Here is a 24,515-nt window from a genome sequence, read left to right as displayed (position 1 = left end):
GCTTTTGCTGGCACTCTCGACGCATGGGGTTCAACCACAACGACCACTACCACCCGCTGCTGCTCGACCAGCTGCCTCCCGGCCCGGGCGTGGCGCTGGAGGTGGGCTGTGGCGGCGGACGGTTCGCTCGGCGGCTCGCGGCGACCGGGATGCACGTCGAGGCGATCGACCGGTCCGCTTCGATGATCGACCTCGCCCGCGCCGCCGGCTCACCGGGGCCCGGCACGATCTCGTACCGGCAGGCCGACGTCGTCACCGAGAAGCTGCCGGAGGGGGCGTACGACTTCATCTCCTGCCTCGCGTCGCTCCATCATGTGCCGTTCGACACGGTCACGAGGCTGCGGGACGCACTGGTCCCCGGCGGTGTCCTGGCCGTACTCGGCCTCGGCAGACCCAGCACGTTCGCCGACTACGCGCGCGCCGTCGTGGCGTCGCCGGTCAACGCGCTGGCCAGGATGGTCGTGTACGCGGGCGAGCGGCTCAACGGCGGGATCGATCCGCTGCCGACGGCGCCGATCGCCGAGACGTTCCCGCCGATGAGCCGCGTCCGGCGCGACGCGGCCAGGCTGCTGCCGGGCGGCGAGGTGCGGAACCTGCTCTTCTATCGCTATCTCCTGGTCTACCGCAGGCCGGAAGACGACCACCCGAGCGGGTGAAACCGGCGCTCGACCACCCGATCGGCGGCGCCAGGCAGGCCGGATCCGGTTCATTTTTGAGAGGCCATCCAGTCCGGAGATCGGGGTTCTCATGCGCTTAAGACGTGTCCTGTTCGCGGCCGTCTCGACCGTCGTCCTGCTGATCGCCTCCGCCACGGCGGCCACCGCCGCCGAGCGGTCCTACCGGAATTACGTCGCGCTGGGTGATTCCTACACCTCCGGACCGCTCATTCCGCTCCCGCGCTTCGACCCGCTCTTCTGCGGCAAGTCGACACAGAACTACCCATCGATCCTCGCTTCGGCACTGCGGGTCCACTCGTTCACCGACATCAGCTGCGGTGGCGCCGACACCACCCACATGACGCAGCGGCAGCGGGTGACCCTCGGCAGCAACCCGCCGCAGTTCAGCGCCCTGCGCGCGAACACCGATCTGGTCACCGTCGGTATCGGCGGCAACGACCACGGCGTCTTCGGCACGCTGGTCGGCACCTGCCCGTCGCTGCGCGCGAGCGATCCCACCGGGAGCCCGTGCCGGGACAGGTTCACCGTCGGCGGCGTCGACACCATCAAGGCCAAGATCGCCGACACCGGCAAGAACGTCGAGAAGGTGCTGGCCGGGATCCACGCTCGTTCGCCACGCGCCGACGTGCTCGTCGTCGGCTACCCGCGGATCGCGCCGGAATCCGGCTACTGCCCGAAGATCCTGCCCTTCGCCGAGGGCGACTACGCCTGGCTCAACGACGTCGAGAAGGCCTTGAACTCGGCGATCGAAAAGGCCGTCGCCGCCGACGGCAAGGCGACCTTCGTGGACACGTTCGGTCCGTCCGCCGGACATGACGCCTGCGCGCCGAACGGTGCCGCGTGGATCAACGGGCAGCACACGAAACTGCTCGCCGCGGCGGCGTACCACCCGTACCGCACCGGGATGGCGGGGGTGGCCGGAGTGGTCCTCCGTCACCTTCGCTGAATGCGAGGAACGGTCCGTTCCTCGCAAATTTTGCGAGGAACGGACCGTTCATAGCGTTCGTCAGGAGGCGGGCAGCGTCGCCAACCGGGCGTTGATGCGCTCGATGTCGGCCACCGCGGTCTCCTGGCGGGCCCGGATCTTGCCGATCACCGGCTCCGGCGCCTTGTCGATGAAGGCCTGGTTGCCGAGTTTGGCTTCGGCCTGCGCCAGTTCCTTCTCCGCCGCGCCGAGGTCCTTCTGCAAGCGCTTGCGCTCCGCGGCGACGTCGATCGTGCCGGACAGGTCCAGTTCGACGGTGACGACACCGGCCGACAGCCCGACCTCGAGTGACGCGCTCGGCGCGAAACCCTCGTCCGGCTGGGTGAGCCGGACCAGCGCGCGGATCGGCTCGTCGTGCCCGGTGAGCTCGGCGAACCCGTCGCCGGACAGCCGCGCGGCCACCTTCTGGCTGGGCTTGAGGCCCTGGTCCGCGCGGAACCGGCGGACTTCGGTGACCAGCTTCCGCACGTCCGCGATCCGCTTGTCCGCCACGGCGTCGGCGTATGAGGAGTCCGCCACCGGCCACGGGGCGATCACCAGCGACTCACGGCCGGTCAGCGCCGTCCACAGCTTCTCGGTGATGAACGGGATGAACGGGTGCAGCAGCTTCAGCACCGTGTCGAACACGTGCCCCAGCACCGCGCGGGTCGCCGTCACGCGGGCTTCGTCGCCCTGGAAGACCTGGACCTTCGACAGCTCCAGGTACCAGTCGCACAACTCGGTCCAGGTGAACTGGTAGAGCGTGTCGGTGGCCTTGGCGAACTGGTAGTCCGCCAGGTAGCCGGTGACCTCGTCGACGACGTTGCCGAGCCTGCCGAGGATCCAGCGGTCGGCCTCGGTGAGCTGCTCGGGAGCGGGCAGCGGGGCGTTCGCGTCCGCGCCGTTCATCATCGCGAACTTGGTGGCGTTCCAGAGCTTCGTGGTGAAGTTCCGGGAGCCCGCGACCCATTCCTCGCCGATCGGCACGTCGGTGCCCGGGTTGGCGCCGCGGGTGAGGGTGAAGCGCAGCGCGTCGGTGCCGTAGCGGTCCATCCACTCGATGGGGTCGACACCGTTGCCCGCGGTCTTCGACATCTTCTTGCCGAACTGGTCCCGGACCATGCCGTGCAGTGCGATGGTCTTGAACGGCGCTTCGCCGGTGGCGTAGAGGCCGAACATCATCATCCGCACGACCCAGAAGAACAGGATGTCGTAACCGGTGACCAGCACCGACGTCGGATAGAACTTGGTGAGGTCCGGCGTCTTCTCCGGCCAGCCGAGGGTGGAGAACGGCCAGAGGCCCGAGGAGAACCAGGTGTCGAGCACGTCCGGGTCCTGGGTCCAGCCCTCGCCCGTGGGCGGCTCCTCGTCCGGTCCGACGCAGACGACCTCGTCGTTCGGGCCGTACCAGACCGGGATGCGGTGGCCCCACCAAAGCTGACGCGAGATGCACCAGTCGTGCAGGTTGTCGACCCAGTCGAAGTAGCGCTTCTCCATCTCTGCCGGGTGGACGTTCACCCGGCCGTCGCGCACCGCGTCACCGGCGGCCTTCGCGAGGGGGCCGACCTTGACGAACCACTGCAGCGAAAGCCGCGGCTCGATCGGCTCCTTCGACCGCTCGGAGTGCCCGACGCTGTGCAGGTACGGACGCTTCTCCGCGACGATGCGGCCCTGCTCACGCAGCTTCTCCCGCACCGCGACACGGGCCTCGAAGCGGTCCATGCCGTCGAATTCCGTGCCGGTGCCGTCGATGCGGCCCTGCTCGTCCATGATCGTGATCATCGGCAGGTCGTGCCGCTGGCCGATCTCGAAGTCGTTCGGATCGTGCGCGGGGGTCACCTTGACCGCGCCGGTGCCGAACTCCGGGTCCACGTGCTTGTCCGCGACGATCGGGATCTTGCGCCCGGTCAGCGGAAGCTCGACCTCGGTGCCGATGAGGTGCGTGTAGCGCTCGTCGTCCGGGTGGACCGCGACGGCGGTGTCGCCGAGCATCGTCTCCATCCGGGTGGTGGCCACGACGATCGCGTTCTCGCCGTCGCCGTAGCGCATGGAGACGAGTTCGCCCTCGACCTCTTCGTGCTTGACCTCGGCGTCGGACAGCACCGACCGCAGCTCCGGCGACCAGTTGACCAGCCGCTCGGCGCGGTAGATCAGGCCGTCGTCGTAGAGCTTCTTGAAGATCGTGTTGACGGCCTTGGACAGGCCGTCGTCCATGGTGAACCGCTCGCGGGACCAGTCGACACCCTCGCCAAGGCGCTTCATCTGGGCGAGGATCTTGCCGCCGTGCTCGTTCTTCCACTGCCAGACACGCTCGACGAAGGCCTCACGGCCGAGCTCGCGGCGGCTGGTGCCCTCGGCGCGGAGCTGCTTCTCGACCAGCGCGTGGACCGCGATGCTCGCGTGGTCCATACCCGGCAGGTACAGCGTCTCGTCGCCGAGCATGCGGTGATAGCGGGTGATGGCGTCGATCAGGGTGTGCTCGAACGCGTGCCCGATGTGCAGCGAACCGGTCACGTTCGGAGGCGGGATGACTACCGTGAACGGCGGCTTGTCCGACGTGGGGTCGGCCGTGAAGTAGCCGGCGTCTATGCAACGCTGATAGAGCGAGGCTTCTTCGTCGGCCGGGTTCCAGGCACCCGGAAGGTCGGTCTGCTGCGGCTGGGCGTTCTCGGTCACAGTTGACAAGTCTACGAACCCCCTCTAGCGAGTTCCTCACCGGCCGTAACGCCCGCCGCTCCCAGCCGATGAGGGGATGTCGTCACGCACCGGGGCAAGGCCGACGCCGGGCTGAGTTTCGGGGACGGCGCGAGCTACAAGTCACGCGTGGCCTGTGACGCGGTCAAGACGGGCGTCCTCGCGGCCCAGTACGCTGACAAGGACAGACCGGTCGTCGGCGTACCCGTCGGCGACGATGCCGCTGCCTACGACCCGACGAAACCCCTGCCGTCGCCGGACACCTGCGGGTAGCGGGCCGAAACCCTGGGGAAGAGGACCGAGATGGACGAAGAGGACCGGCGGATCGAGACCCACCCGGACCTGGTCGACCCGAACTGGCAGAAACACGCCGAACTGGACGCCTGGCTGGGTGCGAAAAAGGAGCTCAAGAAAAAGCGCCGTAAGCAGCGCAAGGCGGCCGCGGCCTCCGGTGGCGGCTACCGCGAGCCGGGTTCGAGCCGGTGGCCGGGGATCGCCGCGATCGCCGGCCTGATCGTGCTGGTCGTGGCCGCGGTGACGGTGAACGCGGTGCAGGAGCGCGGCGTCAACGAGACGCCCTGGTTCCCGCTGGACGAATCGCAGATCACCCGGCTCGTCACCGACGCCTGACCCCCTCGGTCGCGCGCGGGAGCCGCAAGGCGCACGATGGGTTCATGACCCGCGAAGCACCCGCGAACGACGTTGACGAGACACAGCTCGAAGTCGGGAAACCGAAGAGCTGGGCGGCCGGGATCCCCGGGGTCGCCGTCTCACTGAAGCGCGGCATGGAGCAGATGGGCGCCGCGCGCACGGTGAAGACGCTGCGCCTGCTGAACCAGCGTGACGGTTTCGACTGTCCCGGTTGTGCCTGGCCGGAGCCTCGCGAGGTCGACGGCGAGCACCGCAAGCTCGCGGAGTTCTGCGAGAACGGCGCGAAGGCCGTCGCCGAAGAGGCGACGAAACGCCGGGCCGGCCGCGAGTTCTTCGCCGAGCACTCCATCCGCGATCTCGCGGACAAGACGGACTTCTGGCTCGGTCAGCAGGGCCGCATCACCGAGCCGTTCGTCCTGCGCGAAGGGGCTTCGCACTACGAGCCGATCTCCTGGGACGACGCCTTCACCCTGGTCGCGGACGAGCTACGCGCGCTGCGAAGTCCCGACGAGGCGATCTTCTACACCTCCGGCCGCACCAGCAACGAGGCCGCGTTCCTCTACCAGCTGCTCGTGCGGTCCTACGGCACCAACAACCTCCCGGACTGCTCCAACATGTGCCATGAGTCGTCCGGCGCGGCGCTCGCGGCCACGACCGGGATCGGCAAGGGCTCGGTGTCGCTCGCCGACATCCACAAGGCGGACCTGATCGTGGTCGTCGGCCAGAACCCCGGCACCAACCATCCGCGCATGCTCTCCGCGCTGGAGGAGGCCAAGGGCAACGGCGCCAAGATCATGGCGGTCAACCCGCTGCCCGAAGCCGGCCTGATGCGGTTCAAGAACCCGCAGAACGTCCGTGGCGTGATCGGCAAGGGGACCCCGCTGGCCGACGAGTTCGCGCAGATCCGGCTCGGCGGCGACCTCGCGCTGTTCCAGGCGATCGGTCATCTGCTGCTGAAGTGGGAGCAGGAGACCCCCGGCACGATCGTCGACCGCGCGTTCGTCGAGTCGTCCACCGAAGGGTTCGAGGACTACGCGAAGCATCTGCGGGAAAACGACTGGACCGAGGTCGGCGCCGCGACCGGGTTGCCGCGTGAGCAGATCGAGCGGCTGGCACGGATGATCGCGACGTCGGAGCGGACCATCTACTGCTGGGCGATGGGCCTGACCCAGCACAAGCACGCGGTGCAGACGATCTCCGAGATCGCGAACCTGGCACTGGTGCGCGGCATGATCGGCGAGCCGGGCGCGGGCCTGTGCCCGGTGCGCGGGCACTCCAACGTCCAGGGCGACCGGACGATGGGCATCTGGGAGCAGATGCCGGAATCCTTCATGGACGGTCTCGACGCCGAGTTCGGTATCAAGGTCCCGCGAAAGCACGGCCACGACACGGTCGCCGCGATCCGCGCGATGCGGGACGGCAAGGGCAAGGTCTTCTTCGCCGTCGGCGGGAACTTCGCCTCCGCCACCCCGGACACGGAGCTGACCGAGAAGGCGCTCAAGTCGTGCTCGCTGACCGCGCACGTGTCGACGAAGCTCAACCGCTCCCACGTCGTCCCCGGCAAGACAGCGCTGATCCTGCCCACCCTCGGCCGCACCGAACGCGACGTCCAGGCCGGTGGCGAGCAGTTCGTCACCGTCGAGGACTCGATGTCGCAGGTGCACACCTCACGCGGCAGGCTGGCTCCGGCCAGTGACCGGCTGCTCTCCGAGGTCGCGATCATCTGTCATCTCGCGGAAACGCTGTTCGGTCCCGGGCATGCCGTGCCGTGGCGGGATTTCCACGCCGACTACGACCTCATCCGCGACCGGATCGCCCGCGTCGTCCCCGGTTGCCACGACTACAACGCCCGGGTGCGCGAGCCCGACGGCTTCGTCCTGCCGCACGCGCCGCGCGATTCCCGGCAGTTCAACGGAACCGCCAACGGCAAGGCGAACTTCACCGTCTCCCAACTCGAGTATCCGCAGGTGCCCGAAGGCAGGCTGCTGCTGCAGACGATGCGCAGCCACGACCAGTACAACACCACGATCTACGGCCTTTCCGACCGCTACCGCGGGATCGAGGACGCCCGGCGCGTGGTGCTGGTCAATCCCGAAGACCTGGTCTCGCTCGGGCTGACCGACGGCGCGATGGTCGACCTCGTCTCGGAATGGCGGGACGGCGACCGCCGGGCCCCGCGGTTCCGGGTGGTCTCGTACCCGACGGCACGGGGCTGCGCGGCCGCCTACTTCCCCGAGGCGAACGCCTTGGTGCCACTGGACTCGGTGGCGGACAAGTCGAACACCCCGGTGTCGAAGGCGATCGTGGTGCGGCTGGAGCCGGTGTCCTGAGGATCAGTCGATGCATCCGGCGCTGTCGGGGGTGATCGGCTGGTCGCCCTGACCGGGCGCTCCCCCGCCCGCCGACACACCCGGTCCTTTGTAGACCTGGCCGAGGACGACCTCGATGGTTCCCGCCGCGACGGAATCGGCTTTCTGGACGTCCAGTCCGCCGAGCAGTTTCGCGATCTCCGCCGCGGGTCCGGCCGCGTCGCCATGGCGGACGACGGAGGTCCGCCGTCCGGCCTCGGCCTTCGTGTCGCCCTTGCCGAATCCCTTCTCCACCAGGAGATCCGAAACGCGAGCGGCGAGACCTTCCTTGCCGCTGGCGTTGACGACGTCGACCTTGGGGCCGGCGGGCGCCTGGGACGACGGCGTGGGCTGGGCGCCGATCAGCGAGGCGGCGAACGCGCGCACCTGGGCTGGGTCCACCTGCACGGCGGTCCAGGTCGGATGCCGTGGGTCGTAGCGGTAGTCGGGGTTGACCACCGGGATCGTCTCGAAGGCGATGCCGCCGCCGGAGACCCCGCGCATCTGCCGGACGAAGTCGAGCAGGTCCCAAGAACCGTCGAGGACGACCGAACGCTTCACCGCGTCGATCAGTTCGGAGACGCGGGCCGGGTTCGCCAGCGTGCCGGCGGAAAGGGTCTGCTTCGCCAGTCCGGCGAGGAACACCTGCTGGCGGCGCACGCGGTCGAGGTCGCTGCGGGGCAGGTTCTTGCGCTGGCGGACGAAGGCGAGCGCGTCGGCGCCCTGGATCGTCTGCCGTCCGGCGGGGAAGTCCGCGCCGGATTCGCGGTCCTTGGTCGCCTTGTTCAGGCAGACCTCGACCCCGCCGACGGCCTTGCTGATCTCGTAGAAGCTCAGCAGGTTGACCTCGGCGAAGTGGTCGATCTTGATCCCGGCGAGTTCCTCGACGGCCTTCAAGGTCGCCTTCCGCGCGGCGGTGACCGCCTGCTTTTCGATTTCCGCCTTGTCGGTCTTGCCCGCCGCGCGCTGCTCACTCGCCGAGGCGAACTTGGCGCGGCCGAAGATCTCATTGATCTTGCTCTTGTCCTTCTGCCCCGGCTGCGCGACCCAGGAGTCGCGCGGGATCGAGAAGGCCTTCACGGCCTGCTGCCCGTTGGGGATGCGGAGCACGATGAGCGTGTCCGTCAGGTCGTCGCCGTTCGCGCCCACCCGCAGTTCCCGCAGCACCTCCGGGGCCAGCGGCCTGCCCTGGTTGTCGGACCGCGAATCGCGGCCGACCAGCAGGATGTCCAGCGAACCGTCGGCGGGCTGTTCGCCCGGCTCCGGAGCGTCGATCACGTCTTCACGGGTGACGCCGTCCAGCGAACTCAGCGTCGTGTATCCGTACGCGGTCCCGCCGAACACCGCCACCGCGAGCGCGGCGACCAGGACCTTCCCCAGCTTGTGCACATCCCTGAGACGCACTGGAAGCCGTCGATGCTGCATGAGTGAGCCACTTCACATCCGCAGATGCGACGCGCCGTTCAGGTCGAGGATCGCGCCGGACGCCCAGGCGGCCTCGGCGGAGGCGAGATAGAGCACCGCCGCCGCGACCTCCTCCGGGGTGCCGACCCGGCCGAACGGGCTCTCGCCCCGCAGGACCTCACCGCTCGCGCCGTCGAGTTTGAGCGCGACCCGGTCCGTGGCGGTGAACCCGGGTGCGACCGAGGTCACCGCGATCCCGTGCGGGGCGAGGGCGACGGCGAGCGACTGTCCGAGCGAGTGCAGCGCGGCCTTGCTCGCGCCATACGCCGGGAATTCGGGCTCGCCTTTGAAGGCACCCCGCGAGCCGATGTTGACCACCCGGCCCGTCGCTCCGCGCTCGATCATGTGCCGGGCCACGCAGTAGGTCACGTTCGCGGTGCCGAGCAGGTTGACGTCGACCATCCGCCGCCAGACCCGCTGCCAGTCCGCGTAGGACACTTCGGCCACGGGATGGGCCGCCGCCGCGGAAGGCGCGTAGGCGGCGTTGTTCACCAGGACGTCGACCCCGCCGACCAGCGCCTCGGCATCGTCGGCGACCCGTTGTGCCACTTCGGGATCCGAGAGGTCGCCCTGGACCAGTCCGTGGCCGGAACCCGGCAGTCCGGCGAACGTCCGCTCGGCGTCCTCCCGGTTCGAGGCGTAATGGACGGCGACACGGTCGCCCTTTTCCGCGAAGACCCGCGCGATCGCCCGGCCGATGCCGCGCGACGCCCCGGTGACCAGAACTCCCACGAGCCGACCCTACTCAGCCGCCGAAGAGCTGGACCACCTTGCGGAACAGTTCGTAGACACCGTAGGCGAACGGGAGCGCGACCCACAGCCACGCGAAGACCATCAGCCCGGTGCGGCGGCGATCGGGAGCCTGCTCGGTCATCGGGCCGCACTCCTCGCGGGTTCGCCGGACGACGCCGGCTCGTGGAACTTCGGGTCGACCGGGCGCACGAGCTCGTTGGCGACGAAACCGACCACCAGCAGGCCGATCATGATGAACAGCGACGTCGTGTAGAGGTCGGGGCCGACCTTGCCCGCCGCCTTCTGGCTGTCGGAGATGGCGTTGACGATGAGCGGCCCGAGCACCCCCGCCATCGACCACGCGGTCAGCAGCCTGCCGTGGATCGCGCCCACCTGGTAGGTGCCGAAGAGGTCCTTCAAGTACGCCGGCACGGTCGCGAAGCCGCCGCCGTAGAAGGACAGGATCACCATGGCGCACAGGACGAACACGAGCTTCGAAGCGTTGGTGGTCAGCGCGATCACCAGGTACAGCAGCGCGCCGACACCGAGATAGAGGCGGGAGATGTTCTTGCGCCCCACCAGGTCCGAAGTGGACGACCAGACGAACCGGCCGAGCATGTTGGTCAGCGAGAGCAGCGCGACGAACCCGGCCGCGGCGGCGGTGCCGACCGGTGTCGAGGTCTCACGGAAGAAGTCCGCGATCATCGGCGCCGCCTTCTCGAGGATGCCGATCCCCGCGGTCACGTTGAAGCACAGGACCACCCAGAGCAGCCAGAACTGCGGCGTCTTGATGGCGTTGCGCGCCGACACGTTCGCGGTGGTGATCATCGCGTTGCCGTGGTCGGTCTTCGGCGTCCAGCCCTTCGGCTTCCAGTCGTCGGCCGGGACTCGCACCAGCAGGATGCCCAGGCTCATGAAGACCGCGTAGACCAGGCCGTGTACGAGGAAGGCCGTCGCGACCGTCCCGATCGACCACGGTGAGCCGCCCAGCATCTGCGTCGACCACGGGGAGGCGATCAGCGCGCCGCCGCCGAAACCCATGATCGCGATACCGGTGGCCATCCCCGGCCGGTCGGGGAACCATTTGATCAGCGTCGACACCGGCGAGATGTAGCCGATCCCGAGCCCGATGCCGCCGATCCCGCCCCAGCCGAGGACGACGAGCCAGTACTGCGACGTCGCGACACCCAGTGCCGAGATCAGGAAGCCCGAGCTGAAGCAGACCATCGAGACGAACATCGCCCAGCGTGGCCCGTTGCGCTCGACCAGCGTCCCGCCGAAGGCCGCCGAGAGCCCGAGCATCACGATCCCGAGCTGGAACGGGAGCGCGCTCTGCGTGCCGGTGAGCCCGAGGGTCTTCTCCAGCGGCGCTTTGAAGACACTCCACGCGTACGCCTGCCCGATCGACAGGTGCACGGCCAGCGCGGCGGGAGGTATCAGCCAGCGGCTCCACCCCGGTGCTGCGACGATGCGGGAACGGTCCAGGAAGCCGACAGCCATCCGGCGCCTCCGTACTCTGTGGATGTGCACTGGGAATGTATTACTTAATTCCCGACGTTGCAGTACTCAAGTGTCGACTAAGCGGTCAGAAGGGTGGACAAGTGGGCAGGGTGACGGTGCGGCGTCCGGTGCGGAAGATCTCCGCGACCAAGGACGTGCGACGGCCCGACTCGCTCGCGGCCGAAGAACCGCTGGAGATCCGCGTCGGCGGCAAGGCACTCGCGGTCACCATGCGGACACCCGGTAACGACGTCGAACTGGCGCACGGGTTCCTGCTGTCCGAGGGCGTGCTCGCTTCCCGTGCGGACGTCGCGGTCGCCCGGTACTGCGACGGCGTCGACGACCAGGGGCGCAACACCTACAACGTCCTGGACGTCGCGCTGGCCGAGGGGGTCGCGCCGCCGGAGACGGGCGTCGAGCGGAACTTCTACACCACGTCCTCGTGCGGCGTCTGCGGCAAGGCCGCGCTCGACGCGGTCAAACTGCGAAGCCGGTTTTCACCGGAGAAGTCCGGATTCACCGTGAGCCGGGACGTGCTGGCGAAGCTTCCGGACACGCTGCGCACGCATCAGAAGGTCTTCTCCAGCACCGGCGGACTGCACGCGGCCGCCTTGTTCGACGGCGACGGGACCCTCGCCGTCGTCCGTGAAGACGTCGGCAGGCACAACGCCGTCGACAAGGTCCTCGGCTGGGCGCTGCAGGCAGGCCGGATCCCCGCGTCGGACGCCGGCCTGCTGGTGTCCGGGCGCGCCTCGTTCGAACTGGTGCAGAAGGCCGCCATGGCCGGGATCGGCCTGCTGGCGGCCGTTTCCGCGCCGTCGTCGCTGGCCGCGGAACTGGCCGACGAGAACGGCATGACCCTCATCGGTTTCCTGCGCGGCGACAGCATGAACCTCTACACCGGCGAACAGCGGGTGCTCGGCCTCGACTGAAGGTCGCTGCGGAGCGTGTCGGTCGGGTGGGGGGGGGGGGGGGGGGGGGGGGGGGGGGGGGGGGGGGGGGGGGGGGGGGGGGGGGGGGGGGGGGGAGGGGGAAGGGGGGGGGAGGAGGGGGGGGGCGGTGGGTTTGTTTGTGTGTGGTTGGGTTCCCTCCCCCCCCCCCCCCCCCCCCCCCCCCCCCCCCCCCCCCCCCCCCCCCCCCACGCGGAACCGAACATATGCGCATCAACCGGGCAGTTCGCCTCCGATCCCATCCGGAAGCGTCCTTCGCCGCGTGACATGCCGGGAAAGTCCCCTTCAGCTCACCCAGTTGCCGTGGAAACCGTTGGGCACCCGGTCCGGCAGGTGGATCGCACCGACGGTCTCCAGCGTCCCCGCGTCCAGGATGGTCAGGTCGCTCTTCTGCGTCGCGGGATCGTAGACGAAACCCATCAGCACGCCCTCGTCCTCCCCGGCGTCCACCGAGGACGGGACGAACACGAACTCCCCGACCTGGCTGCCCGCACCGAATTGCCTCGAAGCGACCGACCGGTTCCCCAGATCGTGCTTCAGCAAGGCACCCGAAGAAGCCGACCCGTCCTTTGTGGACACCGAGTAGCCGAAGCGATGCCGTCGCCCGACCAGCCGCTCGTCGACGCGCGGGAATTCCTGACCCTGGTCGTCGAGGCGTTCCTCGACGACTTTGCCGACGGTCAGGTCGATGGTCCAGCGATCCAGGGTCGGCGGCCCCTCGGCGGGACCGCGCAGCTCGGTGTCGAACATCTTCGGGTGACGGATGACGTCCAGCACGACGTCGTCGCCGTCGTCGTAGGCGTTCATCGGGTGGAACACGTAGCAGGGCTCGATCTCGAACCAGCGGACGTCGCCGTTGCCGCCGTCGCGCGGCATGACCCCGATCCGCGCCGGGTACTTCGGGTTCCAGCGATACGGCAGGCCGGCGTTGCCCGAGATCCGCCGGCGCAGCCTCGCGCTGAGGGGGTCCGGCACCTTCACCTTGCCCACGAGCGCGGAGAGCACCAACTGGGCCGGGGTACGCAGGAACGACGGGACCGACGCGGCGACGGCCTGCTCGGTGTCGAAGGTGACCGGGAGGTCGTAGAAGACGACGTGTTTCTCGGTCAGGGAGAAATCGTGCATCATCGGCGAGCCGGTGACCTCGACGTCCACTTTGCGCCGCGCGTGGCCTTGGGCGTCGATCACCGAGTACTGCACTTTGTTGCCCCGGCCGAAGAAGTACGACACGGCATGCAGTTCACCGGTCTCGGGGTCACGCTTCGGATGGGCGGTGTAGCCGCCGGGAAGGGTGCCGTCGAAGTCGCAGGCGCCGACGGTGTCGAGTTCGTCGGTCAGCTCGAAGCTGGTCGCCCCGCCTTCGATCAACGCGAGGGTCTTGCCGGCGTGGCCGATCACGTTCGTGTTGGCCCCCAGGGAGGCGACCCCGGACACCGGTCCCCCTTCCCAGCGTTCGCCGATCTGCCGGGACAGCCGGGGGTTGCGCACCCAGCGGTTGCGGTACCACTCGGCGCGGCCGTCACGCAGCCGGACACCGTGCACCATGCCGTCGCCCATGAACCAGTGGTAGGTCGCCGGGTCCACTTCGGACAGCGGGTTGGGCCCGTTCCGCAGGTAGCGCCCGTTCAGGTACTCCGGGATGTGCCCGGTGACGCTCAGTTCGGTGATCGTGTGCTCACGGCTGACCGGGGCGAAGTTGCCCTGGAGGAACTTGTTGCCCATCGAAGGCCCCCTAATGGCGGATATAACGCAGTTATGGATACGTTTATAACAGGGTTATGGAATACTGGCAAGCATGGCACCGAAACCCTCCGCCGCCGAGGTCAAGGCGAAACTGGTCGAAGCGGCGGTCCGGCTGCTCTCGGACGGCGGTCCGGAGGCACTCCAGGCCCGCAAGCTGGCGGCCGAAATCGGCGCGTCGACCATGGCCGTGTACACCCACTTCGGTGGGATGGGCGCGCTGGTGGACGAGGTCGCGCGCGAGGGGTTCCGGCGGCTGTCGGCGAATCTGGGCGAGGTCGAGGAAACCGCCGACCCGGCGGCCGACATCCTCACCCTGGCGCTGGCGTACCGGCGGACCGTGGTGAACAACCCGCAGCTCTACGCGGTGACCTTCGGCCAGAGCCAGCCCAACGGGCAAAAGGCGGCGCTGGTCGACATGACCAGCAAGGAGACCCGTGAGAGCCTCAGCGAGGAAGGCATCGAGGCCTTCGGTTACCTCGTCCGCGCCGCGAAGCGGGTGATCGACGCGGGCCGGTTCCGTCCCGCCCCGGAGTTCGACGTCGCGGCCCAGCTCTGGAGCGCCGTGCACGGCTACATCACGCTGGAGGTCGCCGGCCACTTCGGCGACGGCGAGAATGGTGTGGACCACATTCTGATTCCCCTGGCCACCGCCCTCGGCGTGGGTCTCGGAGACACTTACGAGGCCGCGGCGCGGTCCGCGCGGATCTCGATCGAGGCATGGCGCGCGAAAGAGGGAAACATCGGCACCTGATCCGGCGATACCTCGGTCACAGGTCGGTGACACGTGCAACCTTCCAGCGGAAACGCGCGTCTGACCTGGTGGAAGCCCACCGCCTGGCAAGAGACCGCGGGGGGTCTGGGAGCGGGAACGGGGACGGGTGAACGAGGACGATCAGGGGCACGCGACGCTGCCGGGGGTGGACGGCGCTCGTCGCTGGCTGAGCCGCCGGTCCGTGCTGATCGCCGGCGCCTCCGGTCTCGGCGTCGCCGGGCTCGCCGCCGGAACGGCCACCGGCGCCCTGCCGTTCAGCGAGGCGCTCCAGCGGGCACTCGGCGTCGCGTCGCCGACCCCGGCCACCCAGCTGGGCAGTCCCCGTGTCGAACGTGTCTACTCCGAAGCCCGCGGGCGCGAGGTCGATCTCGTGCTCATGCTGCCGACCAAGGCACCGCCCAAGGGTCTGCCGATGTCGCTGATGCTCCATGGTCTCCACGGCACCGCGCGGCACGCGGCCCCCACCGGGCTGCTCAAGCAACTCAGCAGCGAGGTCGCCCGCAAGGCGGTGCCCTCGTTCGGGTTCGTCGCGGTCGACGGTGGCGACCACTATTGGCACGAGAACAAGCCCGGCGACAACCCGATGGCGATGCTGCTCGAAGAGGTCCCCCGCTGGCTGGCCGCCCGCGGCCTCGGCGGCCGGGACGGGCTGCCGTTCGCCGCCACCGGGCTGTCGATGGGCGGTTTCGGCGCGCTGCTCTACACGCGGCGGCGACTGGAACGCCGCCGCCCGCCCGCCGCGGTCGCGGCACTCGCGCCCGCGCTGATGACGTCGTGGACCGAGATGAGCAAACGGCGCGCGTTCCGCGACGCCACCGACTGGGGCTCGCTGGACCCGTTGCGCCACATCGACATCACCAAGAAGGTGCCGACCGGGATCTGGTGCGGCACCGAAGATCCGTTCATCGGTGGGGTGCGGAAGTTCATCTCCGAAGCGCGGCCCATGGTCGCGCACACCGCGCGCGGCAAACACGGCGACTCGTTCAACCGCACGGTCGTGCCGAGTTTGGTCGCGTTCCTCGGCAAGCACGTCCCGAAGAACGCCTGAATTCAGACGCGGAAGAAGATCCTGGTGACGGTCGAGCCCGGTCTCAGATACTGCCGGACGAGATCGGCGACCTGGTTCACCAGCATCAGGCCGCGTCCGCCGATCTGTCCCGGGGCGGCGGGCCGCCTGCCCGCCAGCGGATCGCTCAGCGTGCCTTCGTCGATGACCTCGCAGAGCACGTGGTCCTCGTCGCGCCAGACGCGGATGACACCCTGGCCCGAACCGTGCAGCACGCTGTTGGCGGACAGTTCGGCCACCGCGAGCACAAGATCCTCCACCCGCGCCGAGGCGAGCCCGCTCTCCTCGGCGCGAACCTGCGCGAAGTGCCGAACCGCGCCGAGCCTGGCGAGATCGAACCGGAACGCGTCGGCGACGAGCGGTTCCGGCAGCGGCAGGTTGTACTGCTCGACGACCGCGTCGGGGGCGTAACCCTCGCTGGGGCGATCGCCGTCGGCGCCGGAGAGGATCGGATGCGTCCGCTCGGCGTCGGCGAGGACGCCGTCTTCGAGCGTGGTCCGGTCGTACGGGCACAGGATGCTGAGGTCGCGGTCGCCGAACGCGAAATTGATCAGCGCCTCGTGCTGAGCGCACGCCGGGTACTCGAGGGGCGACCGGCCGGCCCAGATCGGCTCGCCGATGATCCGGACCGGACCCGGCCGGTTGTCGGCGAACGCGAGCAGCACGCCGGGGAGGATGCGGCCCGGGTTACGGCCCGCTTCGGTCATGTCGATGAGCTCGACCTCGGCGGCGGAATCGCCCAGCGCGTCTTCGATCAACGTCAGGTTCCGGCTCGGCACGGCGACCGCGACAGGCTCGTCAAGCTTCAAGCCCTCAAGGATGTACGGAAGCGTTCCGTCCAGGTACTCGGCGTCACCGGAGTAGAGCAGGCCCACGTGGACAAAGGGCCCTGCGGTGACTGTCACGGACTCGTCCTACCCCCTCCGGACGCATTTGAAACCCTGCTAACGGAGGAAGTTCGAAAATCGATGCCGGGCCGATCAGCCGAGCCAGCGACCCGCCATCGAGATCAACCAGAATCCGGCGAGCGTCGCAGCGGTGAACAGGCCGGTCCAGGCGACGAGTGCAGGGTTCGCCTCCGCGCTTCGCGCCGTCTTGATCCGGACGAGCGCGTACGCCGAGACGGCGAAGAACGGCAGCGGGATCAATGGCAGCGGCGACAGCCGGACGACACCGGCCACCAGGCAGGTCGCCACCAGGACGCCCAGCGCGATCGTCTGCGCGCGCGGGATCCACGGATGCCCGCGATACGCCCCGACGACGATGCGTTCGGTGAGTTCGACGAGTCCCCTGATCTCGCGTGGACTCGCGGCTGCCAGCTCGGGAGCCTCGTTCTCGTCCTTGGTAGGAGTCAGCGGCACCATCGCATCCTATCTCGGTCCGGTGACCGGCCGGACCTGGCCGGAGAAACCGATGCCCCGGCCGGAAGGCTCCGGCCGGGGCATCGTCGACGCTTACGTGCTTTCTCAGGCGGACTTCTCGCCGCGCTCGCTGCCCCGGCGGCGTGACGGCTGACGCGCCACGATCGTCGGATTCACGTTCTCGCGGACGGTCTGCTCGGTGATGACGACCTTCGCGACGTCGTCGCGGCTGGGGATGTCGTACATGACCGGCTGCAGGACCTCTTCCATGATCGCGCGGAGGCCACGGGCGCCGGTGCCGCGGAGCACGGCCTGGTCGGCGATGGCCTCGAGCGCGGTCTTGGTGAACTCCAGCTCGACGTTGTCCATCTCGAAGAGCTTCTTGTACTGCTTCACCAACGCGTTGCGCGGCGTGGTCAGGATGCTGACCAGCGACTCCTTGTCCAGGTGGGTCACCGTCGCCACGACCGGGAGCCTGCCGATGAACTCCGGGATCAGCCCGAACTTGATCAGGTCCTCCGGCATGGTGTCGGAGAAGATGTCACTCTCGTCGATCTCGGCCTTCGTGCGGATCTCCGCCCCGAAACCGAGGCCGCGCTTGCCGACCCGCTCGTTGATGATCTTTTCCAGCCCGGCGAACGCGCCGGCCACGATGAACAGCACGTTCGTCGTGTCGATCTGGATGAACTCCTGGTGGGGATGCTTGCGACCGCCCTGCGGCGGCACCGACGCGGTGGTGCCTTCGAGGATCTTCAGCAGCGCCTGCTGAACGCCCTCGCCCGATACGTCACGCGTGATCGACGGGTTCTCCGACTTCCGGGCGATCTTGTCGACCTCGTCGATGTAGATGATGCCCGTCTCGGCGCGCTTGACGTCGTAATCCGCCGCCTGGATCAGCTTGAGCAGGATGTTCTCGACGTCCTCGCCCACGTAGCCGGCTTCGGTGAGCGCCGTGGCGTCCGCGATCGCGAACGGGACGTTCAGCATCTTCGCCAGCGTCTGGGCCAGATAGGTCTTGCCGCAGCCCGTCGGCCCGAGCATCAGGATGTTGGACTTCGCCAGCTCGACGGTCTCGTCCTTGGAATCCTTCGGCCCGGCCTTGTCGTCGGACTGCACACGCTTGTAGTGGTTGTACACCGCCACGGCCAGCGATCGCTTCGCGTCGTCCTGGCCGATGATGTACTGCTCGAGGAATTCGTGGATCTCGGCGGGTTTGGGCAGCTCGTCGAGCTTGACCTCACCGGCCTCGGCCAGTTCTTCCTCGATGATCTCGTTGCAGAGATCGATGCACTCATCGCAGATGTAGACCCCGGGGCCGGCAATGAGCTTCTTCACCTGCTTTTGGCTCTTGCCGCAGAAAGAACATTTCAGCAGGTCGCCGCCGTCACCGATCCGTGCCATGGCCGTTGACCTCGTCCCCTCCGGCGCGATACGCGCCTGACTGTCTTACCACCCCGGTCACGGATGACCGCTCGGAGCCTCACACACTGCCACTGACGGTACCCGCCCGATGCCGCCGGCGGGAGAACCAACGTCACATCTGAGCACGCCAGAAGCTGACCTTAGACCAGGGATCCGGTGCGTGTCGTCTCCCGACACGCACCGGCCCGGCACGATCAGCTGCTCGAGGCCTTGCGGTACTCGAGCACCTCGTCGACGATCCCGTACGCCTTGGCCTCGTCGGCCGTCAGGATCTTGTCGCGCTCGATGTCCTTCTTGATCTCGTCGGCTTCCTTCTTCGTGTGCTTCGCCAGGATGACCTCCATCTGGCGCCGCACCCGCTGGATCTCGTTGGCCTGGATCTCCAGATCCGAAACCTGGCCGTAGGTGCCCTCGGTGGCGGGCTGGTGGATCAGCACCCGCGAGTTCGGCAGCGTGAACCGCTTGCCGGGGGTCCCGGCCGCCAGCAGCACCGCGGCGGCCGAAGCGGCCTGGCCGATGCACATGGTGACGATGTCGGGGCGGACGTACTGCATCGTGTCGTAGATCGCCATCAGCGCGGTGAACGAGCCACCGGGCGAGTTGATCAGGATCATGATGTCGCGGTCCGGGTCCTCGTGCTCGAGGTGCAGCAACTGGACCATCACGTCGTTCGCCGACGCGTCGTCGATCTGCACGCCGAGCATGATCTGCCGCTCTTCGTACAGCTTGTTGTACGGGTTCGATTCCTTGATGCCGTAGCTGGTGCGCTCGACGTACGAGGGCAGGACGTACCGCGACTGCGGCAGCTGGAGCCGCGACTGCATCCCAGGCGCCTGCGACCCGATCGGAAGCTGGAAGTTGCTCATTGGAAATTCTCCTGTGTGCCGGCGCGGATCAGCTGTTGGGAAGCGGGTTCTCGCGCGTGAGGACCTGGTCCACGAAGCCGTAGTCCTTCGCCTCCTGCGCGGTGAACCAGCGGTCGCGGTCGCCGTCCTTGACGATCTGCTCGACGGTCTGGCCGGTCTGCTCGGCCGTGATCTTGGCCAGCTCCTGCTTCCACTTGCCGAACACCTCGGCCTGGATGGCGATGTCGGAGGCCGTGCCGCCGACACCCGCCGAGGGCTGGTGCATGAGGATGCGCGCGTGCTGCAGCGCGTACCGCTTGCCGGGCGTGCCGGAGGAGAGCAGGAACTGCCCCATCGACGCGGCCAGGCCCATCGCGTACGTCGCGACGTCCGGGCGGATCAGCTGCATGGTGTCGTAGATGGCGAAACCCGCGGTGACCGAGCCACCGGGCGAGTTGATGTAGAAGCGGATGTCCGACTCGGAGTCGTCTGCGTCGAGCAGCAACAACTGGGCGGTGATCCGGTTGGCGACCTCGTCGTTGACCTCGGAGCCGAGGACGACGATGCGCTCCTGGAGCAACCGCTCGAAGACCGAGTCGGTGAGGTTGAGCCCCGCGGTTCCGGTCCGCGCCTCGGGCATGTGCTGCTTCACGTCTGCCTGCCTTTTCGCCGACGGCGGCCAGCCGTGCTTCGGCCGCCGCTTGTATGTCCAGATGCTGTGTCCAGGTGCTGAGGATCTTGCAACCGACCCTAACGAACTTGGGCGGTGCAGAATGCCTGACACCGCCCAAGTTCGCTTACAGCTTTACGGTCCGTTTCGACCGGACCGTGTATTCCTTACTCGGCCGCAGTCTTCGCGGTCTCTTCGGTGACCTGCGTCTCCTCGGCTGCGGGGCCGAAGAGCTCCTCGAGGTCGACCGTGGCGCCGGAGGCGTCGGTCACGGTGGTCTTGCGGACCACCGAGGCCAGCGCCTTGCCGCGACGCACGTCGGCGTAGATCGCGGTCAGCTGACCGGACTGCTGCGCACGCTGGACGTACTCGTCCGGGCTGACGCCGAAGCGCTGCGCCTGGTAGATGATGCGTTCGGTGAGCTCGCCGTCGTTGACCGACGTCTGCTCGGCGTCGGCGATGCTGTCCAGCAGCAGCTGCGTGCGGACCGCCTTCTCCGACTCCTCGCGGACCTCGGTGTCGAACTCTTCGACCGTGCGCCCCTCGGCCTCGAGCGCCTGCGCGAACTGCGCCTCGTCGTGGTCGAACGGGTGGATCGCGTCGTGCTTGCGGTTCTCGATCTCGGCCTCGAGGACCTTCTCCGGGATCGCGACCTCGGTGCGCTCGAGAAGCTCCTCGAGGACCTTGTCGCGGGCCTGGACGCCCTGCTGCATCTTCTTGACGCGGCCGAGGCGCTCGCGAAGGTCGGCCTTCAGCTCGTCGATCGTGTCGAACTCGCTCGCCATCTGGGCGAACTCGTCGTCCGCCTCGGGCAGCTCGCGCTGCTTGACGGTCTGCACGGTGACGGTGACGTCGGCGTCCTTGCCCGTGTACTCGCCGGCGACCAGCTTCGTGGTGAAGGTCTTGGTCTCGCCGACGTTCGCGCCGATGATCGCCTCGTCGATCCCGTCCACGAGCTGGCCGGAGCCGATCTCGTAGGACAAGCCGGTGGTCGAGGCCTCCTCGACCTCCTGGCCGTCGACGGTGGCCGCGAGGTCGATCGAGACGAAGTCACCGTTCTCGGCCGGACGGTCGACGCCGGTCAGCGTGCCGAAGCGGGCGCGCAGCTCGTCGAGCTGCTCGTCGACCTCGGCGTCGGTCAGTTCGACGTCGTCGACGCTGACCGCGAAGCCCTCGAGGTCGGGCAGCGAGATCTCCGGGCGGATGTCGACTTCGGCGGTGAACTCGAGGACCTCACGGTCCTCCAGCTTGGTCACCTCGAAGTCGGGCTGGCCCAGCGTGCGGACCTCGCCCGCGCGCACGGCTTCCAGGTACTTGGCCGGAATGACCTCGTTGACGACCTCGTCGAGCACCGGGGCTCGCCCGATCCGGCTTTCCAGCACGCGAGCCGGCGCCTTGCCCGGGCGGAAGCCGGGGATGCGCACCTGCTGGGCGATCTTGCGGTAGGCGCGGTCGAAGTTCGGCTTGAGCTCGTCGAACGGCACCTCGACATTGATCTTGACTCGCGTCGGGCTGAGCTGCTCGACGGTGCTCTTCAACGTATTCTCCTCGAGCGGTAAACGATGTGATGGGGCATCCGCATGCGGTCGACAGCGGATGTGCCCTGGCCAGCTTGCAGACCGGGCCGTCCGAGTCTAGGCCGTGTCCCGCGGGTCTGTTCGACGGGGCCACCACCACCGCGGTCCGCCACCGCGTCGCACCGCCCTCCCTCCCAGGACACAGCCACCGCACACGGTCCGACGGACAGGCGCGGACCACCCGATCGGACGAGTTTTCGGTTCTTCTCTGTTACGAACCGGCCTTTTCCTGGACACGGATGCGCGCCACGCCGCACCATCGGGCGCCGTGACGTGGCGTTTCGGCACTCGGATGAAGTTTACAAACCAGTACTAATTGTCTACGGTGTGACAACTTGTCCCGGTAGCCATCGACCGAGGGGAACGATCGATGACCGTCGCCGTGACCCGGTCCGAGGACACCGGGGAGATACCCGAGAGAAGACCGAGACGCGGCGTGCCCAGCCCTCGGGTCCCGCTGCCGGTCGTCTCGGTGCCGACAGTGCTGTTGTTCTCCGGCGGCCTCATGGTCTGGAGCGGCGCCACCTGGCTGGTCGTCAACGAGGCCGCGCCGCTGTGGGTGACCGTTCCCCTGCACGCGCTCGTCACCTTCACCATGTTCACCGTGCTGCACGAGTCGACGCACCACGCGGCCGGACAGCTCACCTGGGTCAACGAACTGCTCGGCAGGCTCGCGATGCCGTTCGTGGCGGCTTACGGCTCCTTTCCCCTGGTGCGCTACATCCATCTGGAGCACCACCGCAACACCAACGAGGACGCCCACACCGATCCCGACGCCTGGACCGCGCACGGCCCCTGGTGGCAGTTGCCGCTGCGCTGGCTGACCATCGACTTCTGGTACGCCCGCTTCTATGTGGTTCGGCAGCGCACGCGGCCGAAGTCGGAGCGGATCGAGACCGCGGCCGTCGTCACGCTGAGCCTCGCCGCGTTCGCCTGGCTGACCGTGAGCGGCCACGGCTGGGAACTGCTGATGGTCTACCTGATCCCGCAGCGCCTCGGGCTGGCCGTGCTGGCCTGGTGGTTCGACTGGCTCCCCCATCACGACCTCGGCGCGCAGCGGCAGGACCGGTTCGGCGCCACCCGCGTCCGCGTCGGGCTCGAATGGCTGATGACGCCGATCATGCTGTGCCAGAACTACCACCTGGTGCACCATCTCCACCCGGCGATCCCGTTCTACCGGTACCTGCGCACGTGGAAGGACAACCGCGACGCCTACCTCGCCAGGGACGTCCCGATCGCGACCCCGTGGGGCCGCGAGCTGACGTCGACGGAGTACCGCGAATGGCGTCAGCTCACCGGGTCGTTCGACGAGGAACCGCCGGCTCCCCAGCCCCGGCGGCCGAGCCGGTTCCACTCGCTGCGGGTCGCCGAGGTCCGGCCGCTGTGCGAGGGCGCCGTCACCGTGACGTTCGACGTGCCGGAGCGGCTGCGCGAGACCTTCCGGTTCACCCCCGGTCAGCACCTCGTCCTCCGCGCCGAGGTCGATGGGCAAGAGGTGCGGCGTGCCTACTCGATCTGCTCGACGCCGGACTCCGGGATCCTGCGGATCGCGATCAAGCATCAGCTCGGCGGCGCGTTCTCGACCTTCGCCACGACGGAACTCGCGGCGGGCGACGCATTGGACGTCCTGCCCCCTGACGGGGTTTTCACACGGACCCCGGAGCAAGGCCGCGCCGGCCGGTACGTCGCGCTCGCCGCAGGGAGCGGGATCACCCCGATCCTGTCGATCCTCACCGCGACACTGGAGAACGAGCCGAACAGCAAGGCGACCCTGCTGTACGTCAACACCTCCGGCGCCAGCACGATGTTCGCCGCCGAACTCGGCGGCCTCGCCGCGCGATTGGGCGGACGGCTGCACGTCGTGCACTACCGCACCGACGAACGCGACCCGGACCTGCGCACGCACCGGCTCGAGAAACCGTTCGACATCGTCGGTGAGGCGCTGGCCATCTCGCACGAGCGCTACCAGCGCGGCCGCCTCGACAGCACCCGCCTCCGCGCGCTGCTGCAGGCGCGGCTGCACCCGGCGAAGGTGGACGACTGGTTCCTGTGCGGCCCGCGCGACCTCGTCGACATGGCCCGCCGGACGCTCGAGGATCGGGACGTGCCCGAGGAACACGTCCACTTCGAACTGTTCCAAGGCGCGCTTCCCGTCCGCCCCTCACGGCGGCCGGGCCCGACGCTGAGGGTGACGGCGGCGGGGAAGACCGTCGAAATCCCCGCGACGGTGGGCGAAACCGTGCTCAGCGCCGCGCTGCGGCACGGCGTCGACGCGCCGTACGCGTGCGTCGGCGGCGCTTGCGGCACCTGCCGGGCGACGGTGGTGCGAGGCAGCGCGCGGATGGACGTCCACTACGCGCTCGGGGACGAGGAGGTCGCGGCCGGGCAGATCCTGACCTGCCGGGCGGTGGCGACTTCGGCCGAACTGGGCGTGGACTACGACCGCTGAGTACGTGAAGGACCCCTTTATGTACTCCGGCAGGTAGAGAGGCGTGTCGCGAAGGCGGCTTTCGCGACATGGGTTGTACGCCACCGATCCGGGAAGGCCTCCTTCACTACCTTCAGGGTCACGGCCCGGGCAAAGTCGCATAGCCGCTGGTCGGGGGCGCTTTTGGTGATTCGAACTGGACTTCCGACGGGCGGATGACAGGGTGTCTTGAGCGCCGAGTGTCCACAAAGGACATTATCCGGTCGCTGGATGTCCATTTGATGCGATTATGTACGTTTCTCGACTGGGGTCGTGAGTGAAATTTAGGGCTAGAACCCTCTTTTTCACTCACGACCCGGTCGAAAAACGCCCAAATCGGGCACTGTAGCGCCCGGAGGCGTCCTATGTGGACAATCGAGAAAGATGTCAGGCGACTGCGACGAGCCCGCCTCTGTCACCGCAACCCCTACTTGACCAGTGGTTACGCGACTTTGCCGCTACCCTGACCTTCAGGGTAGGCAAGGAGGCCTTCACGGATCTGGTGGTGAGCCAGCCCCAGGAGCGGGGGGGGGGGGGGGGGGGGGGGGGGGGGGGGTGGGGGGGAGGGGGGGGGGGGGGGGGGGGGGGGGGGGGGGGGGGGGGGGGGGGGGG

Annotated in this window: 21 protein-coding genes; 9 read left to right on the top strand and 12 right to left on the bottom strand. The window is 68.4% G+C overall.

Translation table 11 applies throughout. The features are described from left to right. Positions 1 to 23: 23 nt before the first annotated feature. Positions 24 to 656 carry a class I SAM-dependent methyltransferase gene (locus ACZ6DT_RS28075; protein WP_465600642.1) on the top strand — a complete coding sequence of 211 codons (633 nt, stop codon included), beginning with the start codon at positions 24 to 26 and terminating at the stop codon, positions 654 to 656. Positions 657 to 747: 91 nt separating this feature from the next. Then, positions 748 to 1,623 (top strand): SGNH/GDSL hydrolase family protein, encoded by an 876-nt coding sequence (locus ACZ6DT_RS28070; RefSeq protein WP_465600639.1) that lies wholly within the window; start codon positions 748 to 750, stop codon positions 1,621 to 1,623. Between the two features lie 60 nt (positions 1,624 to 1,683). Here the strand turns inward: ACZ6DT_RS28070 and ACZ6DT_RS28065 are convergent, their stop codons facing one another. Continuing rightward, complete coding sequence (locus ACZ6DT_RS28065; RefSeq protein WP_465600636.1) at positions 1,684 to 4,317, bottom strand: valine--tRNA ligase; 2,634 nt, start codon at positions 4,315 to 4,317, stop codon at positions 1,684 to 1,686. 147 nt (positions 4,318 to 4,464) lie between these two features. Between ACZ6DT_RS28065 and ACZ6DT_RS28060 the strand changes: the two genes are divergently transcribed. The 3 genes from ACZ6DT_RS28060 to ACZ6DT_RS28050 are packed head-to-tail and all read left to right on the top strand — an operon-like array spanning position 4,465 to position 7,316. Beyond that, positions 4,465 to 4,608 (top strand): hypothetical protein, encoded by a 144-nt coding sequence (locus ACZ6DT_RS28060; protein ID WP_465600633.1) that lies wholly within the window; start codon positions 4,465 to 4,467, stop codon positions 4,606 to 4,608. Positions 4,609 to 4,638: 30 nt separating this feature from the next. Next, on the top strand, positions 4,639 to 4,965 hold the full coding sequence (locus ACZ6DT_RS28055; protein ID WP_465600631.1) for a hypothetical protein: 327 nt from the start codon (positions 4,639 to 4,641) through the stop codon (positions 4,963 to 4,965). 44 nt (positions 4,966 to 5,009) lie between these two features. Then, on the top strand, positions 5,010 to 7,316 hold the full coding sequence (locus ACZ6DT_RS28050) for an FdhF/YdeP family oxidoreductase (RefSeq protein WP_465600628.1): 2,307 nt from the start codon (positions 5,010 to 5,012) through the stop codon (positions 7,314 to 7,316). A gap of 3 nt (positions 7,317 to 7,319) precedes the next feature. On the opposite strand, the gene ACZ6DT_RS28045 is transcribed toward ACZ6DT_RS28050, so the two are convergent. From ACZ6DT_RS28045 to ACZ6DT_RS28030, 4 genes are read right to left on the bottom strand one after another with little or no spacing between them, the layout of a single operon-like run. Further along, on the bottom strand, positions 7,320 to 8,723 hold the full coding sequence (locus ACZ6DT_RS28045; protein WP_465600625.1) for an LCP family protein: 1,404 nt from the start codon (positions 8,721 to 8,723) through the stop codon (positions 7,320 to 7,322). A gap of 48 nt (positions 8,724 to 8,771) precedes the next feature. Further along, a complete protein-coding gene (locus ACZ6DT_RS28040) occupies positions 8,772 to 9,530 on the bottom strand; it encodes an SDR family NAD(P)-dependent oxidoreductase (protein WP_465600622.1) in 759 nt (252 codons plus the stop codon). A gap of 13 nt (positions 9,531 to 9,543) precedes the next feature. Further along, positions 9,544 to 9,672: an MFS transporter small subunit gene (locus ACZ6DT_RS28035; RefSeq protein ID WP_465600619.1), complete on the bottom strand. Its 129-nt coding sequence runs from the start codon at positions 9,670 to 9,672 to the stop codon at positions 9,544 to 9,546. After that, entirely contained in the window at positions 9,669 to 11,030 is a 1,362-nt protein-coding gene (locus tag ACZ6DT_RS28030; protein ID WP_465600616.1) for an L-lactate MFS transporter, read from the bottom strand. The genes ACZ6DT_RS28035 and ACZ6DT_RS28030 overlap by 4 nt, the downstream gene beginning before the upstream one ends. Positions 11,031 to 11,131: 101 nt before the next feature. Here ACZ6DT_RS28030 and fdhD point away from each other — a divergent pair, with 101 nt between their 5' ends. Further along, positions 11,132 to 11,962 carry a formate dehydrogenase accessory sulfurtransferase FdhD gene (fdhD, locus tag ACZ6DT_RS28025; RefSeq protein ID WP_465600614.1) on the top strand — a complete coding sequence of 277 codons (831 nt, stop codon included), beginning with the start codon at positions 11,132 to 11,134 and terminating at the stop codon, positions 11,960 to 11,962. A gap of 303 nt (positions 11,963 to 12,265) precedes the next feature. Here the strand turns inward: fdhD and ACZ6DT_RS28020 are convergent, their stop codons facing one another. Further along, complete coding sequence (locus ACZ6DT_RS28020; RefSeq protein ID WP_465600610.1) at positions 12,266 to 13,702, bottom strand: carotenoid oxygenase family protein; 1,437 nt, start codon at positions 13,700 to 13,702, stop codon at positions 12,266 to 12,268. Between the two features lie 73 nt (positions 13,703 to 13,775). On the opposite strand from ACZ6DT_RS28020, the gene ACZ6DT_RS28015 reads away from it, so the two are divergent. Beyond that, positions 13,776 to 14,474, top strand: coding sequence for a TetR/AcrR family transcriptional regulator (locus ACZ6DT_RS28015; protein WP_465600608.1), 699 nt, complete (start codon positions 13,776 to 13,778; stop codon positions 14,472 to 14,474). A gap of 127 nt (positions 14,475 to 14,601) precedes the next feature. Then, complete coding sequence (locus ACZ6DT_RS28010; RefSeq protein ID WP_465600605.1) at positions 14,602 to 15,543, top strand: alpha/beta hydrolase-fold protein; 942 nt, start codon at positions 14,602 to 14,604, stop codon at positions 15,541 to 15,543. Between the two features lie 2 nt (positions 15,544 to 15,545). On the opposite strand, the gene ACZ6DT_RS28005 is transcribed toward ACZ6DT_RS28010, so the two are convergent. From ACZ6DT_RS28005 to tig, 6 genes are all read right to left on the bottom strand, one after another. Next, complete coding sequence (locus ACZ6DT_RS28005) at positions 15,546 to 16,466, bottom strand: anti-sigma factor RsbA family regulatory protein (protein ID WP_465600603.1); 921 nt, start codon at positions 16,464 to 16,466, stop codon at positions 15,546 to 15,548. A 75-nt stretch (positions 16,467 to 16,541) separates the two neighbouring features. Next, complete coding sequence (locus ACZ6DT_RS28000; protein WP_465600600.1) at positions 16,542 to 16,925, bottom strand: hypothetical protein; 384 nt, start codon at positions 16,923 to 16,925, stop codon at positions 16,542 to 16,544. Between the two features lie 102 nt (positions 16,926 to 17,027). Next, entirely contained in the window at positions 17,028 to 18,323 is a 1,296-nt protein-coding gene (clpX, locus tag ACZ6DT_RS27995) for an ATP-dependent Clp protease ATP-binding subunit ClpX (protein WP_125793092.1), read from the bottom strand. Positions 18,324 to 18,538: 215 nt separating this feature from the next. Beyond that, the gene (locus ACZ6DT_RS27990) at positions 18,539 to 19,210 is read right to left on the bottom strand and encodes an ATP-dependent Clp protease proteolytic subunit (protein WP_465600597.1); all 672 of its coding nucleotides are present in this window, start codon (positions 19,208 to 19,210) and stop codon (positions 18,539 to 18,541) included. A 28-nt stretch (positions 19,211 to 19,238) separates the two neighbouring features. Further along, positions 19,239 to 19,841 carry a ClpP family protease gene (locus ACZ6DT_RS27985; RefSeq protein ID WP_465600594.1) on the bottom strand — a complete coding sequence of 201 codons (603 nt, stop codon included), beginning with the start codon at positions 19,839 to 19,841 and terminating at the stop codon, positions 19,239 to 19,241. 185 nt (positions 19,842 to 20,026) lie between these two features. Then, positions 20,027 to 21,397, bottom strand: a complete 1,371-nt coding sequence (tig, locus tag ACZ6DT_RS27980; RefSeq protein WP_465600591.1) for a trigger factor — start codon at positions 21,395 to 21,397, stop codon at positions 20,027 to 20,029. Between the two features lie 475 nt (positions 21,398 to 21,872). Between tig and ACZ6DT_RS27975 the strand changes: the two genes are divergently transcribed. Further along, a complete protein-coding gene (locus tag ACZ6DT_RS27975; protein ID WP_465601135.1) occupies positions 21,873 to 23,885 on the top strand; it encodes a fatty acid desaturase in 2,013 nt (670 codons plus the stop codon). The last annotated feature ends 630 nt before the right edge of the window (positions 23,886 to 24,515 follow it).

It is taken from the genome of Amycolatopsis sp. NPDC041971, assembly GCF_055588925.1.
Note: the sequence above shows the minus strand (reverse complement) of the source record. Positions and strands in the feature narration are given on the sequence as shown.